At 73.9% G+C, this 13,920-nt stretch carries 12 protein-coding genes; all 12 read left to right on the plus strand.

The window, feature by feature from the left end:
* Positions 1 to 128: 128 nt before the first annotated feature.
* The 12 genes from ACSSS0_RS19850 (at position 129) to pyrG (ending at position 13,919) form a co-directional block, all read left to right on the plus strand.
* Positions 129 to 818: a tetratricopeptide repeat protein gene (locus ACSSS0_RS19850; RefSeq protein WP_487229341.1), complete on the plus strand. Its 690-nt coding sequence runs from the start codon at positions 129 to 131 to the stop codon at positions 816 to 818.
* 116 nt (positions 819 to 934) lie between these two features.
* The gene (locus ACSSS0_RS19855; RefSeq protein ID WP_487229342.1) at positions 935 to 2,005 is read left to right on the plus strand and encodes an HAD-IIA family hydrolase; all 1,071 of its coding nucleotides are present in this window, start codon (positions 935 to 937) and stop codon (positions 2,003 to 2,005) included.
* 41 nt (positions 2,006 to 2,046) lie between these two features.
* Positions 2,047 to 2,502 (plus strand): hypothetical protein, encoded by a 456-nt coding sequence (locus ACSSS0_RS19860; protein WP_487229343.1) that lies wholly within the window; start codon positions 2,047 to 2,049, stop codon positions 2,500 to 2,502.
* On the plus strand, positions 2,499 to 3,299 hold the full coding sequence (locus tag ACSSS0_RS19865) for a TlyA family RNA methyltransferase (RefSeq protein WP_487229344.1): 801 nt from the start codon (positions 2,499 to 2,501) through the stop codon (positions 3,297 to 3,299). The genes ACSSS0_RS19860 and ACSSS0_RS19865 overlap by 4 nt, the downstream gene beginning before the upstream one ends.
* On the plus strand, positions 3,296 to 4,243 hold the full coding sequence (locus tag ACSSS0_RS19870) for an NAD kinase (protein ID WP_435986286.1): 948 nt from the start codon (positions 3,296 to 3,298) through the stop codon (positions 4,241 to 4,243). Before ACSSS0_RS19865 ends, ACSSS0_RS19870 begins: the two co-directional genes overlap by 4 nt.
* Positions 4,244 to 4,252: 9 nt before the next feature.
* On the plus strand, positions 4,253 to 6,046 hold the full coding sequence (recN, locus tag ACSSS0_RS19875; RefSeq protein WP_487229345.1) for a DNA repair protein RecN: 1,794 nt from the start codon (positions 4,253 to 4,255) through the stop codon (positions 6,044 to 6,046).
* Positions 6,047 to 6,166: 120 nt separating this feature from the next.
* The gene (steA, locus tag ACSSS0_RS19880) at positions 6,167 to 7,348 is read left to right on the plus strand and encodes a putative cytokinetic ring protein SteA (protein ID WP_487229346.1); all 1,182 of its coding nucleotides are present in this window, start codon (positions 6,167 to 6,169) and stop codon (positions 7,346 to 7,348) included.
* Positions 7,345 to 8,289 (plus strand): copper transporter, encoded by a 945-nt coding sequence (locus ACSSS0_RS19885; RefSeq protein ID WP_487229347.1) that lies wholly within the window; start codon positions 7,345 to 7,347, stop codon positions 8,287 to 8,289. Before steA ends, ACSSS0_RS19885 begins: the two co-directional genes overlap by 4 nt.
* The gene (locus tag ACSSS0_RS19890; RefSeq protein ID WP_487229348.1) at positions 8,286 to 9,158 is read left to right on the plus strand and encodes a hypothetical protein; all 873 of its coding nucleotides are present in this window, start codon (positions 8,286 to 8,288) and stop codon (positions 9,156 to 9,158) included. The genes ACSSS0_RS19885 and ACSSS0_RS19890 overlap by 4 nt, the downstream gene beginning before the upstream one ends.
* A complete protein-coding gene (locus ACSSS0_RS19895; protein ID WP_487229349.1) occupies positions 9,155 to 10,996 on the plus strand; it encodes a lipid II flippase MurJ in 1,842 nt (613 codons plus the stop codon). Before ACSSS0_RS19890 ends, ACSSS0_RS19895 begins: the two co-directional genes overlap by 4 nt.
* Positions 10,993 to 12,126: a glycosyltransferase family 4 protein gene (locus ACSSS0_RS19900; RefSeq protein ID WP_487229350.1), complete on the plus strand. Its 1,134-nt coding sequence runs from the start codon at positions 10,993 to 10,995 to the stop codon at positions 12,124 to 12,126. The genes ACSSS0_RS19895 and ACSSS0_RS19900 overlap by 4 nt, the downstream gene beginning before the upstream one ends.
* A 20-nt stretch (positions 12,127 to 12,146) precedes the next feature.
* A complete protein-coding gene (gene pyrG / locus ACSSS0_RS19905; protein ID WP_435986279.1) occupies positions 12,147 to 13,919 on the plus strand; it encodes a CTP synthase in 1,773 nt (590 codons plus the stop codon).
* The last annotated feature ends 1 nt before the right edge of the window (position 13,920 follow it).

Here is a 13,920-nt window from a genome sequence, read left to right on the forward strand (position 1 = left end):
AGTCGCCGAGGAAGCCGGAGCCCGCCATCCGCGAGGGTGTCACCGGCCAGGAGGTCGACCGAGGCGTCAAGAACCAGCTGCGCACGCTCTCCAAGGAGAACGCCGAGGGCGTCGCCCAGCACCTCGTCATGGTGGCCGAGCTGCTCGACGTCGAGCCCGAGGCCGCCCTCGCCCACGCCGAGACCGCGGTGCGCCGCGCCGGCCGTGTCCCGGCGGCCAGGGAGTCACTGGGTCTCGTCGCCTACCGCCTCGGCGACTGGGCTCGGGCGCTGGGGGAGTTCCGCACGGTCCGGCGTCTCTCCGGCTCGAGCCACCTGCTCCCGCTCATGGTCGACTGCGAGCGAGCCCTCGGTCGTCACGACAAGGCGCTCGAGCTCGCCCAGTCCGACGAGGCTGCCAACCTGGCGATCGACGACCGCGTCGAGCTGGCGATCGTGGTGTCCGGCATCCGCCGTGACCTCGGTCAGCTCGATGCCGCTGTCGCCGGCCTCAGCGACCTGGTCAAGCGGATCAACCCGAACCGTCCCTCGGCAGCGCGGCTCTTCTACGCCTACGCGGACGCCAAGCTCGCCGCCGGTGACCTCGAGGTCGCGCGTGACTGGTTCGCACGGGCCGCGGACGCCGACCACGAGCTGACCACCGACGCGGCGGAACGTCTCGAGGAGCTCGACGGAGTCGATGTCACCGACCTGCTCGGCGACGAGGACGAGGACGACGCCTTCGAGTCCTACGGCAACGGCGAGGACGACGCCGACGAGGACGACGCCGACGAGGACGACGCCGACGCCGACGCCGACGAGGATGCCGACGAGCGCTGAGCACCAAGCGGTGAACGCAGAACAGGCCCGACCGCCGCGGTCGGGCCCGTTCTGCGTTCCGGACCGACCGGCGTGCCTGGCCACCGCTCGTCGTAGGGTCTGGCGCAGGAGGTCGCATGGACACGGAGACAGCCACGGAGGCGCCGGCGCAGCCGCTCATCGCGGGCTACGACGCAGTGGTGTGCGACCTCGACGGCGTCGTGTACCGAGGTGCGGACGCCGTTCCCGGGGCGCCGGAAGCGCTGCAGGACTTGGTGAGTCGCGGGATCCGCGTGGTCTACGCGACGAACAGCGCCTCCCGGGTCCCCACCGAGGTGGCCGCCCAGATCGCCGGCCTCGGCGCTCCAGCGACGGCATCCGACGTCGTGTCGAGTGCGCAGGCAGGCGCTGCCCGCCTCGCCGACGACCTTCCGTCGGGCGCTGCCGTCCTCGCGCTGGGGGGAGAGGGTGTCGTCGAGGCGCTGCGTGATGCCGGCCTCACGCCCGTCGTCGTCGGCGACGACGACGGACCCGGCCCGGACGAGGTCGATGCCGTGCTGCAGGGTTTCGGCAAGGACCTGCGCGTGCGCGACTTCGAGACGGCGACGCGACTCCTGACGACCGGCCTGCCGTGGGTCGCGACGAACGACGACGCCACCCTGCCGCTGCCGTGGGGCCAGTCCCCGGGGAACGGTGCCTACGTCGACCTGCTCGCCGCCGCGCTTGGGCGTCGCCCAGACGTCGTCGGCAAGCCGCACCCGCCGCTCTACGGCCTCGCTCTCGAGCGTCTCGGCACCACCGCCGCCAGGACGCTGGCGGTCGGCGACCGGATCGGCACCGACATCGTCGGCGCCGAGGCGACCGGTCTCGACTCGGCGTGGGTCGTGACCGGCGTCGACCGACCCTCCGACCTCGTCGTGAGCGAGTCGTCACCGACCTACGTCATCGCCTCCTTGGCCGAGCTGCTCATGCCGTATGCCGCTCCGGTGGCCGACGCCGGAGGCTGGCGGTGCGGTGCGGCGCGGGTGACCCGCAACGGCGACGACCTCGTCATCGAGCGGCGGGGTGCGGGCGGCATTCAGCTCGTGCGGGCCGGCCTGGCGGCGTTGCTGGACGCGCGTGGCGAGGGAGTGCCGCGCGAGCAGCTGCGCCGCGAGGCAGCGACGCTCGACCGCCTGGTCGACGACTCGGCGACCCCGACCCGGTAGCGTGACCGCAGCGAACCAACCACTCGGCACGGAGGCAGCACATGTTCGGCGACAGTGACGCTCGGCGCGACGACCTCGGGTCCGGCGAACCGCTCGAGGTCGCCGAGGAGCTCGACCCGATGGACTCGGACTCCGACGCGGGCGACGAGACCACCGACGAGTGGGACGACTCCGACGACCAGTCCGACGACTCGAGCGATGCGGACGTGTCCGGAGACGACCTCGAGGACCTCACCGACGAGGACGACGAGGACGACGAGGACGACCCGTCCGACGACGCGAGCGACGCCGACACCGCGACGGCCGAAGTGCCCTATGCCCCGCTCGACGCGACGCCCGACGTGCCCACCCCGCCCCTGACGGGCGACCAGGCGGTCGACGAGGCGATGATGCGCCTGGCCGAGTCGCAGGCCGGGTCGTTCGCCGAGCGCATCGAGTCGGGCGAGCACGCCCACCGTAGCCTGCAGAGCCGCCTCGGCGGTCTGGGTGGCGCGTGACGCGTCGTCTCGACGTCGAGCTCGTCGCCCGTGGCCTGGCCCGGTCGCGCACCCAGGCCCGTGAGCTCGTCACCGCCGGTGTGGTGCTCGTCGACGGCCGGCAGGCCAGCAAGCCAGCCCTGCCCGTCGACGACTCGTCGACCGTCGAGCTGACCCGCGAGCCCGACCGCTGGGTGGGGCGCGCGGCCGTCAAGCTGCTCCACGCCCTCGACGCGTGGCCGGTCCCCGTCGAGGGCCGGCGGTGCCTCGACGTCGGGGCGAGCACCGGCGGCTTCACCCAGGTGCTCCTCGAGCGCGGCGCCGCTCACGTGACCGCGCTCGACGTCGGCCACGACCAGCTCGTCGCGTCGATCGGTGCCGACCCGCGGGTGCGCGACCTGCCCGGCACCAACATCCGCGACGTCGACGCCGAGACGCTCGGAGGCCCTTTCGACCTCGTCGTGTCCGACCTCAGCTTCATCTCACTCGCCATCGCCCTGCCCGCCATGCGACCCCTCGTCACCGACGAGGGCGACGTCGTCGTCCTCGTGAAGCCGCAGTTCGAGGTGGGGCGCGAGCGGCTCAGCCGCACGGGCGTGGTCACCTCGCCGCACGAGCGCCGCCGAGTGCTGCGGGACGTGGTCCAGGTCGCGACCGACCTGCACCTGCACCTGCACGGCGCGACGGCCAGCCCGATCGCGGGCGGTGACGGCAACCGCGAGTTCCTCCTCTGGCTCGCGCCGAGACCGGTCCCGGGCGCCTCCGTGACGGCGGTGGATGACATGCTGGAGGCCGTCGACCTGGAAGGAGCCCCGTGACGCGCCGCATCCTGCTCGTGGCCCACCCGAGGCGCCCCGAGGCGCTGACGGTCGCCAAGGGCGTCGTGCAACGCCTCACGCACCTCGGCATCGACGTGTCGCTCCAGGCCGACGAGGCCGAGGCCCTCGACCTCAAGGACAGCTCGCGCGTGCACGTCGCGTCGGCCGAGGAGCAGGTCGCGGAGGGGTGCGACCTCGTCGTGGTGCTCGGCGGCGACGGCACCATCCTGCGCGGCGCCGAGTTCGCGCGCAGCGTCGACGTGCCGCTGCTCGGCGTCAACCTCGGCCACGTCGGTTTCCTCGCCGAGGCCGAGCGCGACGACCTCGACGCCACGGTCGAGCACATCGCGAGCAACGACTACGCCGTCGAGGAGCGCATGACGCTCCACGTCGACGCCAAGCTGCACGGCGACCTCATCGCGAGCAGCTGGGCCCTCAACGAGGTCAGCGTCGAGAAGGCGGCCCGCGAGCGCATGCTCGAGGTCACCGTCGAGGTCGACGGCCGACCGTTGTCGAGCTGGGGCTGCGACGGCGTCATCGTCTCCACGCCGACGGGCTCGACGGCATACGCCTTCTCGGCCGGTGGGCCGGTCGTGTGGCCACAGGTCGAGGCCATGCTCCTCGTCCCCAGCGCGGCCCACGCCCTCTTCGCCCGGCCGCTCGTGCTCGGTCCCGACACCCACCTGGCCGTCGAGATCAAGGCGGCCACCGAGGGAGCGGGGGTCATGTGGTGCGACGGCCGGCGCCACGTCGACCTCCCGCCGGGTGCCCGCATCGAGGTACGCCGCGGGCTGCGTCCGCTGCGCCTCGCCCGGCTGACGAGCGCACCGTTCACCGACCGCCTCGTCGCGAAGTTCAACCTCTCGGTCGCCGGGTGGCGCGGCAACGGCGACACCGCCCCGCCCGTGGACGACGTCGACGGCGGTGAGGGTGCCCGGCCCTAAGGTGGACCCGTGTTCAGCCAGATGAGGATCCGGGGCGTCGGTGTCATCGACGACGCCGTCCTCGACCTGAGCCCCGGGCTCAACGTGCTCACCGGTGAGACCGGCGCCGGCAAGACCATGGTCGTGTCGGGTCTCGGACTGCTGCTCGGTGAGCGAGCAGACTCCGGCCTCGTGCGCACCGGATCCGCCTCGGCCCTCGTCGAGGGAGTCGTGCAGCTGCCCCTGGACCACCCGGCCCTCGTCCGGGCCGACGAGGCGGGCGCCGACCACGAGGACGGCGAGCTCGTCATCGCCCGCACCATCGCCGCGGCCGGCAGGTCGCGCGCGCACGTCGGTGGTCGCACGGCGCCCGTCTCCGTGCTCGCCGAGCTCGGCCAGATGCTCGTCGCCGTGCACGGGCAGGCCGACCAGTGGCGGCTCAAGCAGGGTGACGCCCACCGGGTGGTGCTCGACGACTTCGGGGGGCCCGACCTCACGGCGCTCCGCGACCGCGTCGGCGAGCTCTACGACCGCTGGCGCGGGTCGGCTCGAGAGCACGAGCGGCTCGTCTCGGAGGCTCGCGAGCGTGCCCGTGAGATCGACTCGCTCACCGCCTCGCTCGAGGAGATCGAGGCCGTCGACCCCCAGCCGGGCGAGGACGCGGCCCTGCGTGCCGAGGACGAGCGCCTCGCGCACGCCGACACCCTTCGCCTGGCCGCAGCCCAGGCACTCGCCGACCTCAGCGGCGACGAGTATGCCGCCGAGCCGGCTCCCAACGTCCGTGACCTCATCGGCTCGGCGCGCGGTGCCCTCGGTCCGGCCACGGCGCACGACCAGGCCCTCGCGGGCCTCGACGAGCGTCTGCACGAGGTGGGCACGCTCGTCACCGACCTGTCCGCCGACCTCACGGCATACCTCGAGGACGTCGACCTCGACCCGGAGCGGCTCGGCTACGTCCAGGAGCGTCGGGCGGCGCTCGGGGTCCTCACCCGCAAGTACGGCGAGACCGTCGACGAGGTCCTCGAGTGGTCGGGTCGAGGGGCTGCTCGCCTCGACGAGCTCGTGACCGCCGACGACCGCGTCGAGCGGCTGGGCGCCGAGGTGGCCGAGCTCGAGGCCGCCGTCGTCGCGGCCGCCGTCTCGCTGTCCGAGGCCCGCCGCGCCGCGGGGGACGACTTCGGCACCCGCGTCTCCGACGAGCTCTCGCACCTGGCCATGGGCAAGGCTGTCGTCCACGTGGAGCTGCGCCGCCGCACCGACCCCGAGGGCGTGGCGCTGCCCGACGGCGACCGCGTACGGCTGGCCCGACACGGCATCGACGACGTCGAGATCCTGCTCGCGGCCAACCCGGGAGCCACGCCGCGCAGCGTCGCCCGGGCCGCCTCGGGCGGTGAGCTCTCCCGCGTCATGCTCGCGCTCGAGGTCGTCGGCTCGCGCAGCGCGTCGGGCGAGGCCGCGAGCGGACCGCCCACGTTCGTCTTCGACGAGGTCGACGCCGGGGTCGGCGGTCGGGCGGCTCTCGACGTGGGTGCGCGACTGGCCGCTCTCGCCGAGCACGCCCAGGTCATCGTCGTCACCCACCTCGCCCAGGTCGCGGCCTTCGCCGACCGCCATCTCGTCGTGCACAAGGCCGACGACGGCCGCATCACCTCGAGCAGCGTCACCGTCGTCGACGGTGACGCGAGGCTGCGGGAGCTGTCCCGGATGATGGGCGGCGACCCCGACTCCGAGGCCGGGCTGGCCCACGCCGGTGACCTGCTCGAGCAGACCAGCGGCGCCCGGGTCGGCACGCGTCCGACCGACCGCAGCGGCGCCCGCGCCTGATCCTGGGACACGCCTCCGAGCATCGGTCGGACCGCCGTTCCGAGTGGCGTCCCGAGCGCCGCGCCACGGCCCGGACCGATGGGGTCGCCGATCCTCCGACGTGGCACGATTGAGGCCATCATGGCCCTCTCCATCCGACGTCGCTCGCACGCCCGGGACACCGGTCCCGGCGTGGTCGGCCCCGCGCGTGTCGACCGGCGCACCAAGGCGCTGACGAAGCGGCTGCAGCCGGGCGACATCGCCGTCATCGACCATGCGGACCTCGACAAGGTGAGTGCGGACGCCCTCGTCACCGTCCGGCCCGCCGCGGTGGTCAATGCCAGCGCCTCGATCAGCGGTCGCTACCCGAACCTCGGTCCGCAGATCCTCGTCGAGGCAGGCATCCCCGTGCTCGACGCCGCCGGGCCCGATGTCATGGCTCTCACCGAGGGCCAGACGGTGCGCCTCGACGGCAGCGACCTGTGGGCGGGCGAGACCCAGGTCGCGACGGGCACGCTGCTCGACGCCGAGGCCGTCCAGGCCCAGATGCACGAGGCTCGGGCCGGGCTCGCCGTGCAGATCGAGGCCTTCGCGACGAACACGATGGAGTACATCCGCAAGGAGCGCGACCTGCTCCTCGACGGCATCGGCGTGCCACCCATCACCACCCAGCTCGACGGCCGGCACTGCCTCATCGTCGTGCGCGGCTACCACTACCGCGAGGACCTCGAGACCCTCCGGCCCTACATCCGCGAGTACCGTCCGATCCTCATCGGGGTCGACGGCGGCGCCGACGCCATCCTCGAGTCCGGTCACCAGCCCGACCTCATCGTCGGCGACATGGACTCCGTCTCGGACAAGGCGCTGCGCTGCGGCGCCGAGATCGTCGTGCACGCCTACCGTGACGGGCGCGCCCCGGGCCTCGCGCGGGTCGAGGCCCTCGGGATCACTCCCGTCGTCTTCCCCGCGGCGGGCACGAGCGAGGACGTCGCGATGCTCCTGGCCGACGACTCCGGTGCCGAGCTCATCGTCGCCGTCGGGACCCACGTCACGCTCGTAGAGTTCCTCGACAAGGGGCGCGACGGCCAGGCGTCGACGTTCCTCACCCGCCTGCGCGTCGGCAGCAAGCTCGTCGACGCCAAGGGTGTCAGCCAGCTCTACCGCGCCCGCATCCCGGGCCGGCTGCTCGTGACGATGCTGCTCGCCGGGGTCCTCGCCTTCTTCGCAGCCCTCGCGTCGACACCGGCCGGTCAGGCGTGGCTGCAGGTCCTCGCCGCCCGCTGGGACGACCTCTGGACCGCCATCGTTGGGATCTTCACGTGATCGACTTCCGCTACCACCTCGTCTCGATCATCTCGGTCTTCCTCGCGCTCGCGGTGGGCATCGTCCTCGGGGCGGGGCCCCTGCAGGCCAACCTCGGCGACCAGCTGAGCGACCAGGTCGCCGCCCTGCGCACCGAGAAGCAGACCCTCAACGACAAGCTGGCCACGAGCGAGAAGCTCGTGGACGCGTCCGACGAGTACGCGACCGCCGTGCAGCAGCGGGTGGTCAAGGGTCGGCTGTCCGGTCACCGCACGGTCGTCGTCGTGCTGCCGTCCGCCGACGGCACGATGGTCACGAACCTCGAGGGTGTCGTCACGCAGAGCGGCGCGGTCCTCACCGGGACGGTCACGCTCAGCCCCGACTGGTTCGACCCCACCCAGGCCGCCGATCGCGCGCAGGCCGCCAAGGAGGCCGCGTCGGCATACGGCGTCGAGTCGACCGCGACGGGCGACGACCTGCTCGTGCAGGTGCTCACCGATCTCACGGTCTCGACGAGCGACACCGGCACCTCGGCCCAGCGCACCGCCGCCCTCAAGGTGCTCGTCGACGCGGACCTCGTCGACAGCTCGGTGGCCGATCTCGCGCCCGCCGACCTCGCCGTCGTCGTGTCCGGCGACTACGCCGGCACCGAGTCCGTCGTGAACGCGCGCTCCGACGCAGTCCGCGCCCTGGTCACGTCCTTCGCCGGCTCGACCCGGGCGACCGTCGTCGCCGGTGGCGAGACGGCCGCGGCCGCAGGCCAGCCCGTGACGTCGAACGCCGTCCAGGCCGTCCGCGAGAAGTCCGAGACGGCCGGGATCGCCTCCACGGTCGACCACGCCCGGGCGGGTGACGGTCCGGCGACCGTGGTCCTCGCGATCGAGGGTGTCCTCGACGAGCGCGTCGGACACTACGGCGTCGCCGCGGGAGCCACGGCCACCGTCCCGCGGGTGCTTCCGTGACGCCAACCTCGCGCGCGGGCTCGTCCGCCGTCGCGTCGCTGGCCGCCGTCCTCGGTTCGGCGGCGGCGTCCTGGGCCCTCCTGCGCCTCGGCCGGAGGGGGGCACCTGCCCTCCGCGAGCCCTGGGAGCGCATCAACCACGCCGGCCACCCGGTCACCCTGCTCGAGGGTCCCGCCTGGGTCGGCGGTGCCGTCGCCGGAGCCGCCGCGTCACGTCTGGCCGGCGGACCCGTCGGACCCGGCGGAGCCGTCCGGGGGTCGGCGCGCTCTGCGGTCGTGGTCGCGGTGGCCGCGGGCGCTCTGGGGGCGCTCGACGACCTCGCGGGCGGGACATCGGACAAGGGCCTCAAGGGCCACCTCGGCGCCCTGGCGCGGGGCGAGGTCACGACTGGCACGGTCAAGATCGTCGGTCTCGGCGCCGCCGGTCTCATCGGTGCGGCGCTCTCCGACGCGACCCGTCCCTCCCGTCCGGGGGTGCTGGCCACGCTCGTCGGCGGTGCCGTCGTAGCGGGGGCCGCCAACGCGGTCAACCTCTTCGACCTGCGTCCCGGACGGGCGCTCAAGGTCACCGTCGCCGCCGGCCTCCCGCTCGTGGGCGGGCTGCCGGCCGCGGCCGCCGTCGGCTCCTCGCTCGGCGTCGTCCGCGACGACCTCCGGGCCACCGCCATGCTCGGCGACACCGGCGCCAACGCCGCGGGGGCGCTCGTCGGTCTCGCGATCGTCGAGCGCACCGGGCTCGCCGGCCGGGCCGTCGCGCTCGCCGGCCTCGCGGCCCTGACGATCGCCTCGGAGCGCGTCAGCTTCACCCGCGTCATCGAGGACCACCCCGTCCTGCGCCGTCTCGACGAGTGGGGCCGGGACCTCCGATGACCGAGCGGACCCCGGGGACCGGGCCCGTCTCCCGCCGCGGGATGTTCGCCGCCGCGGGCACCATCGCGGTGATCACGCTCGTGGCCCGGGTCGTCGGCTTCGGACGGTGGTTCGTCTTCTCGCACTCGGTCGGCGCCACCTGCGTCGGCAGCGTCTACCAGTCGGTCAACGCGGTGCCCAACGTGCTCTTCGAGATCGCGGCCGGGGGAGTGCTCGCGGCCGTCGCCGTGCCTCTCGTCGCCGGCGCCCTGGCTCGGGGCGACCGGGTCGAGGCCGACCACACCGCCTCCGCCCTGCTCACGTGGGTGGTCGTCGTCCTCGTGCCGCTGGGCCTGCTCGTCGCCCTCGCCGCCGAGCCGATCGCGCGGGGTCTGCTCGGAGCGGGAGACGCCTGTCCCGGCGCGGTGGGTCTCGGCGCCGACCTCCTGAGGGTGTTCGCGATCCAGATCCCGCTCTACGGCATCGGCATCGTGCTCGGTGGGGTGCTCCAGTCGCACCACCGCTTCGTCGCGGCGGCCCTGGCACCGCTCCTGTCCAGTCTCGTCGTCATCGCGACGTACGTCGCCTACGCCGCCGCCGCCACCGACCCCGCCGCTCCGATCGCGGAGGTCCCGACGTCCGCGACGACGGTGCTCGCCGTGGGCACGACCCTCGGAGTCGTCGCGCTGTCCCTGCCGCTCCTCGTGCCGGTGCGTCGCGCCGGGGTCCACCTCACCGTGACGACGCGCTTCCCGCACGGCGTGGCCGCCCGCGTCCGGCGGCTCGCGGTGGCGGGGCTGCTCGCCGTGGCCGGTCAGCAGCTCGCGACCCTCGTCTTCATCCGCCTCGCCAACGACCGCGGCGGACCCGGGACGCTGAACGTCTACACCTACGTCCAGGCCGTCTCCCTGCTGCCGTATGCCGTCCTCGCCGTCCCGCTCGCCACCGCGGCGTTCCCGACGCTGGCGGGCAGTGCGGAGGCCGGCCGCCGGGGCCCGGAGCGCGATCCCGTGGGGTCCGAGCCGGGGCCCGCTGCCGCGGACGTGCTGCGGCGCACGTGGCTCGCCACCCTGCTGGCCGGACTGCTGGCCGGGGGCCTGCTCGTGGCCGTCGCCCGCCCGGTCGGCGCCTTCTTCGCCCTGCTCGACGCGGGGCGCGCGGACGGCGACGGAGCCGACGCGCTGTCCGCCATCCCCGACGCTCTCGTGCTCGTGGCGCCCGGCATCGTGGGGCTCTGCGCGATCGGCCTGCTGACCCGCGCGTCGTACGTGCGCGGCCGCGCCCGGGTCGCCGGCGCCGTGGTCGCCGTCGCGTGGCTCGCGACGACCGTCGTCCCGCTCTTGGCCCTCGACGGCGCGCCCGGACCCGCGGCGACCGTGCGCACCCTTGCCCTCGGCACCAGCGTCGGGCTCGTGGCCGGGGCGCTCGCCCTCGCGGTCCTCGTCGCTTGGAGCTGGGGCGCGGCGGCGCTGGCCGTCCCCGCCCGGCCCGTCCTCGCCGGGCTGGCCGGCGCCGCGTCGGCAGCCGTCCTCGGCTGGTGGCTCGGCGGCCTCTGGACCGCGGACGGACTGCTCGTCGCCGCAGCGCAGGGCCTCGCCGTGGCGCTCGCGGCCGCGGTGACGCTCGTCGTCGTCGTCCTCCTCCTCGACCGCTCGGTCCTCACCCGCCTGCGCCGGCCCTCGTCGACCACGACCACGTCGACCACGCCCGCCACGACCTCACCGACCTCACCGACCTCACCGACCTCACCGACCTCACCGACCTCGCCGGGTCGGGGTCCGGCCGACGACGCCGCGTCCACGTCTTCCCCGACCGGAGGGTCCGACCCCCGCGCGGCCGGGCCCTCGGAGACGTCATGAGGGTGCTCATGGTCCTCGGCCGCGCCGCAGGCGGTGTCGGCGCGCACGTCGACACCCTCGTGTCGGGGCTGCGCGAGCACGGTCACGACGTGCAGGTCGTGACGGCGGACTCGACGGCGCGGACGTTCGGCTGGGCCGACGCCCATCGCCTCTGGCCGGTCTACGGGGGGCTGCGCGCGCCTCGCGGCCTCATCGACTGGCACCGCATCATGCGCCTCGCGGGCACGGTCGACGTCGTCCACGCGCACGGACACCAGGGTGCGGTCGTCGCCGCCGTGGCCGTCGCCCGGGCGCGGCCCCGGCCGCGGCTCGTGGTCTCGCTCCACAACGACCTCCCACCGGTCTCCCGCTCGGCGGCCGCACGCGCGGGGGGGTCCGCCGCCCGGCGACTGCTCGCCTGGTCCCTGCGGCGCGCCGACCTCGTGACGGGTGCGAGCGCCGACCTCGTCTCGCTCGCCGACGCGCTCGGGGCCCGGCGGACCGAGCTGGCCCTCGTGCCGTCCTCCGCCGTCGCCGCCCTGCTCCACCGTCACGCTCTCGAACCGGCTGAGCGGGCCGAGCTCCTCGCCGGGGCGGGCGTGCCGACCGACCGTCCGCTCGTGCTCACGGTGTCGCGCCTCGCGCCCCAGAAGGACCTTCCGACGCTCGTCGAGGCCGCCCGGCTCTCCCGCACGGTCGCGACGTGGGTCGTGATCGGAAGCGGGGACGAGCGGCTCCGCGCGCGGCTCGAGGAGGAGGCGGACGGCATACGACACGGGGAGGGCGCGGGGGCGGAGGTCCGTTTCGTGGGGGCGCGCACCGATGTGTCGGAATGGCTCCGAGCGGCCGACGTGTTCGTCCTCACGAGCCGTTGGGAGGCCCGGGCGCTCGTCGTGCAGGAGGCCATGGCCGCCGGCGTGCCGGTCGTGGTGACCCGCACCGGCGGTCTGCCCGACCTCGTCGGTGACACGGGATCCCTTGTCCCCGTGGGGGACCCGGCCGCAGTTGCAGCCGAGGTCGACCGCCTGCTCACCGACGCCGACGCCCGGCTCCGGGAGGGCGCCGCGGGACGTGCCCGGGCCGCCGGGTGGCCCACTCCCGACGACGAGACGCGCCGGTGGGTGGAACGCTACGTCACGGACCCTCGCTGAGTGACGTAGACTCAAAGCCCGTGGTGGATACGACGAAGCACATCTTTGTGACCGGGGGCGTCGCCTCCTCGCTCGGCAAGGGGCTCACCGCCTCGAGCCTCGGACGACTTCTCAGATCGCGGGGCCTGCGGGTCACGATGCAGAAGCTCGACCCCTACATCAACGTCGATCCCGGGACGATGAACCCGTTCCAGCACGGCGAGGTCTTCGTGACCGACGACGGGGCCGAGACCGACCTCGACATCGGCCACTACGAGCGCTTCCTCGACGTCAACCTCGTCGGCAGTGCCAACGTGACGACGGGGCAGGTCTACAACAACGTCATCGCCAAGGAGCGCCGCGGCGAGTACCTCGGTGACACCGTCCAGGTCATCCCGCACATCACCAACGAGATCGTCGCCCGGATGCGCGCGCTCGCCACGGGAGGTCCGGACGCCCCGGACGTCATCATCACCGAGATCGGCGGCACGGTCGGCGACATCGAGTCGCTGCCCTTCCTCGAGGCCGCGCGCCAGGTGCGCCACCTCATCGGTCGCGACAACAGCTTCTTCCTGCACGTCTCGCTCGTGCCCTACCTCGCGCCGAGCGGCGAGCTGAAGACGAAGCCGACCCAGCACTCCGTCGCCGCGCTGCGCCAGGTCGGCATTCAGCCCGACGGCCTGGTGCTGCGCGCCGACCGCGAGATCCCCGACCCCATCAAGCGCAAGATCTCGCTCATGTGCGACGTCGACGTCACCGCCGTCGCGGCGGCGGTCGACGCCCCGAGCATCTACGACATCCCCAAGGTGCTGCACCGCGAAGGTCTCGACGCCTACGTCATCCGCCGGCTCGGGCTCAACTTCCGCGACGTCGACTGGACCGAGTGGGACGAGCTGCTCGAGCGGGTCCACGACCCGGAGCACGACATCGAGATCGCCCTCGTCGGCAAGTACATCGACCTGCCCGACGCCTACCTCTCGGTCACCGAGGCACTGCGCGCCGGCGGCTTCCACCACGACGCGAAGGTCAACATCCGCTGGGTGGCCAGCGACGAGTGCCAGACCCCGGCGGGCGCCCAGAAGGCGCTCGGCGGCGTCGACGCCGTCCTCGTGCCCGGCGGTTTCGGGGTGCGCGGCATCGAGGGCAAGCTCGGTGCGCTGACGTGGGCCCGCGAGAAGCAGGTGCCGACCCTCGGCATCTGCCTCGGCCTGCAGTGCATGGTCATCGAGTACGCCCGGAGCGTCCTCGGCAACCAGGACGCGAGCTCCACGGAGTTCGACCCCGAGACGCAGCACCCCGTCATCGCCACGATGGAGGAGCAGAAGGCGTTCGTCGAGGGCGCCGGCGACCTCGGTGGCACGATGCGCCTCGGCCTCTACCCGGCCGCTCTCAAGGAGGGCAGTGTCATCCGCGAGGCCTACGGCGAGGCCGAGGTCAAGGAGCGCCACCGCCACCGCTACGAGGTCAACAACTCCTACCGGGCCGACCTCGAGACGGCGGGTCTCGTCTTCTCCGGCACCTCGCCCGACGGCAGCCTCGTCGAGTTCGTCGAGCTGCCGCGCGAGGTCCACCCGTACTACGTGTCGACCCAGGCCCACCCGGAGTTCCTGTCGCGCCCCAACCGCGCGCACCCGCTCTTCGCGGGTCTCGTCGGGGCCGCCCTGGAGCGCCAGCGCAGCGAACGTCTCGTCGAGGTCGAGCGCCACCGTGCCGCCGTCGACGCCGGCCAGGTCGAGCGGGACGCGAGCGCGCGGGCCGCGCACGACGAGCTCGCCTCGGTGTCCGCGTCGGGTGCCGGCCCGGACGCCGACTGAG

It is taken from the genome of Terrabacter sp. R4-6 (assembly GCF_057529065.1).